The 2,485-nt window shown below is 69.8% G+C and carries 4 protein-coding genes and 1 pseudogene; all 5 read right to left on the bottom strand.

The window, feature by feature from the left end:
• Window positions 1-67: pseudogene (locus ACE3T5_RS21475) on the bottom strand (ORF6N domain-containing protein); the annotation flags it as partial.
• Window positions 68-133: 66 nt separating this feature from the next.
• A complete protein-coding gene (locus ACE3T5_RS21470) occupies window positions 134-307 on the bottom strand; it encodes a hypothetical protein (protein ID WP_374670147.1) in 174 nt (57 codons plus the stop codon).
• Window positions 308-446: 139 nt separating this feature from the next.
• On the bottom strand, window positions 447-806 hold the full coding sequence (locus ACE3T5_RS21465; protein WP_374670146.1) for a hydroxyisourate hydrolase: 360 nt from the start codon (window positions 804-806) through the stop codon (window positions 447-449).
• Window positions 807-816: 10 nt separating this feature from the next.
• Window positions 817-1,794, bottom strand: coding sequence for a Bug family tripartite tricarboxylate transporter substrate binding protein (locus ACE3T5_RS21460; protein WP_374670145.1), 978 nt, complete (start codon window positions 1,792-1,794; stop codon window positions 817-819).
• A 13-nt stretch (window positions 1,795-1,807) separates the two neighbouring features.
• Window positions 1,808-2,392, bottom strand: a complete 585-nt coding sequence (uraD, locus tag ACE3T5_RS21455) for a 2-oxo-4-hydroxy-4-carboxy-5-ureidoimidazoline decarboxylase (protein ID WP_374670144.1) — start codon at window positions 2,390-2,392, stop codon at window positions 1,808-1,810.
• Window positions 2,393-2,485 lie beyond the last annotated feature (93 nt).

The following is a 2,485-nucleotide window of genomic DNA, read 5'->3' as shown; positions in this document are numbered from 1 at the left end:
GGCGCTTGGTCTCCACACCGTAGAGGGCGGCCAGGTCGGCGTCCACGATCACGCGCTGGCTGCGCACCGTGGCAATGCTCAGCGTGATCGCCTCGGGGGCCGGGGTCTGCAGGGCCGTCACCGCGCGGCACCTTCACCAAGCACGTTGCGCAGCATCTCGGCCACGAGCTGCCGGCGGCTGCGCGGCAGCCTGGGCCTCTTCCTCGATGCGCACCGTCACGGTGGCACTGGCGGCGCTGGAGAGCTTCTCGCGCCAGGCCTGCGACAGCTCGGTCACCGGCACGTGCTCGATCATGATCGCGTTCATTGGGGCTTTTCCAATCGGCCCATACTCTATCGCAGAGTACCCGGCTGCGAGGGCCTTGTTGGGCCACCGTGCAGGGGTGAATGCTCCCAGGCTTGAAGGACCAGTCGCAGAGTCTCGGGCACCACGACCCAGGCACCCCCTAAGCCCCACCCCTGAACAACGAAAACCCCCAGGCCGTGAACTTGAACGGCAGGTGATAGTGCTGTGCCACGTCGGCGATGTGGAAGCGGTAGGGCACGGATTCCAGGAAGGCCGGGTCGGGCACCTCGATGCCGAGCGAGCGGTAGAACGCGCCGACCTCGAAGGTCACCTCGTAGCCGCCCGGCGTGATGGCCTCGCCCATCAGCGCGGGCTCCTCCAGCAGGCCCTTGGCGCTGATCACGCCTTCGCACACGGGCGTGCCGTCGAGGCGTGCCACGCGCACGCGCAGGCCCGTGGCCACGCGGCCGCGCGCCACGTCCACGCAATGGATGCTGATGCCGCCGGGCTTCGTCTTCATCGCGGCCCGCTCAGTTCAGCTTCGCGCCCGAGGCCTTGACGGCCGGCGCCCACTCGGCGACCTGCTTGGCGACGAAGCCGTCGAACTCCGGCTGCGACATCTTCGTGAGGGCCACGCCCATGTCTTCCAGCCGCTTCACGATGTCGGGGCGCGCCAGCACTTCGGCCGTGGCGCGATGCACCTTGTCCACGACGTCCTTCGGGGTGCCGGCGGGCGCGGAGATGCCCAGGAAGTTCTCGGCCAGCAGCTTCGGATAGCCGGCCTCGGCCACGGTCGGGATCTCTGGCGCCAGCGCCATACGGGCGCGCGAGGTGACGGCCAGGCCACGCAGCTTGCCGTCCTTGATGTAGGGCACGTTCTGCGTGAGCGTGTCGATGGCGAACTGCAGAGTGCCACCCAGCAGGTCGGTGTGCATCGGGCCGGAGCCGCGGTAGGGCACGTGCTCCATGTTCAGGCCGTACTCCTTCTTGAACAGTTCGCCGACGATGTGGCCGATGGAGCCCACGCCGCCCGAGCCGTAGTTCACCGGCTTGGTCTGCGCCTTGATCCACGCCACCAGTTCGCCCACGGTCTTCGACGGCACCGCGGGATGGACCACGAACACGTTCGGCACGGCGCCGATGTAGGCCGTGTGCACGAAGCTCTTCACCGGGTCGTAGGTGGGCTGCGCCAGCATGAAGGGCGAGATGCTGATCGGCGCGGTGTTCGACAGCAGCAGGGTGTAGCCATCGGCCGCGGCCTTGGCCACGTCCGCGCCGCCGATGGTGCCGCCTGCGCCCGGCTTGTTGTCCACGATCACCGGCTGGCCCAGCTTCTCCTGCAGGCCCGGCTGCAGCAGCCGCGCGACGATGTCCGAGGAGCCACCGGCCGCGAAGGTCACCACCACGCGGATTGGTTTCTGCGGCCAGGCCTGGGCGCGGGCGGGCAGAGCAAGCGGCGCGAGTGCCGAGGCACCGGCGGCCGACAGCAGGGTACGGCGGGAGATCATGGCGGGGGTCCTTTCAGGGGGCAGAGGTGGATTCGGTGGGGGCGGCGGCCAGGCGGCGCAAGCGGCCACGCATCACTTGGCAGACCTGGTCGAGCGCGGTGCGCCACTCGTCCTGGGGCGTCTGGTGCAGACGACGCTCAGCCTCGGCGAACACGCTGTCCAGCGTCTCGTGCAGGGCCAGGGCGATGATGAGCGGGAAGCCGAAGCGCTCGCGGTAGGCGCTGTTCATGCGGGCCAGGTGCTGCAGGCGATCACGGCTGAGGGCCAGGAGGCCGAGCCGGCCCTGCTCGCCGGTGGATTCGGCCGTCATGGCGCCGGCCTGGGCCTCGCGGCCGGCCAGCTCGGGGTGGCCTTGCAGCAGACGCAGCTGCGCCTCCCGCGGTGCGGCGAGGATGGCCCGGGCCATGGCGTCGGCCAGCGCGTCGACATCGGCGAAGGGGCGGTGCCCCCAGGCCGCGCGGGCGACCCAGGGCGCATGTTCCACCGCGCCGCCCAGCCGGGCGACGAAACCCTCTTCGGTGCCGGCCTGCAGGGCGGCCAGCCAGTCGATGGCGGGGATGTCGACGGCGGCGGGCGCTTTGGCGGTTGCAGAAGGCATGCTCGGCAGTCTGGGCCTCGCCTGCATTGCTGTCCATCGCATAATTTGCCACGCCTCATTCGCAGAAAGGCAATGCAACATGGCCACCTCCAG

This window comes from Ramlibacter sp., assembly GCF_041916345.1.
Lineage (GTDB): Bacteria > Pseudomonadota > Gammaproteobacteria > Burkholderiales > Burkholderiaceae_C > Ramlibacter.
The sequence above is the reverse complement of the archived record's forward strand: the minus strand, read 5'-3'. Positions and strand labels throughout refer to the sequence as shown.

Coding starts and splice junctions, on each gene's coding strand:
- ACE3T5_RS21465 (WP_374670146.1), bottom strand. CDS start 806: ATGAAGACGAAGCCCGGCGGCATCAGCATCCATTGCGTGGACGTGGCG.
- uraD (WP_374670144.1), bottom strand. CDS start 2,392: ATGCCTTCTGCAACCGCCAAAGCGCCCGCCGCCGTCGACATCCCCGCC.
- ACE3T5_RS21460 (WP_374670145.1), bottom strand. CDS start 1,794: ATGATCTCCCGCCGTACCCTGCTGTCGGCCGCCGGTGCCTCGGCACTC.
- ACE3T5_RS21470 (WP_374670147.1), bottom strand. CDS start 307: ATGAACGCGATCATGATCGAGCACGTGCCGGTGACCGAGCTGTCGCAG.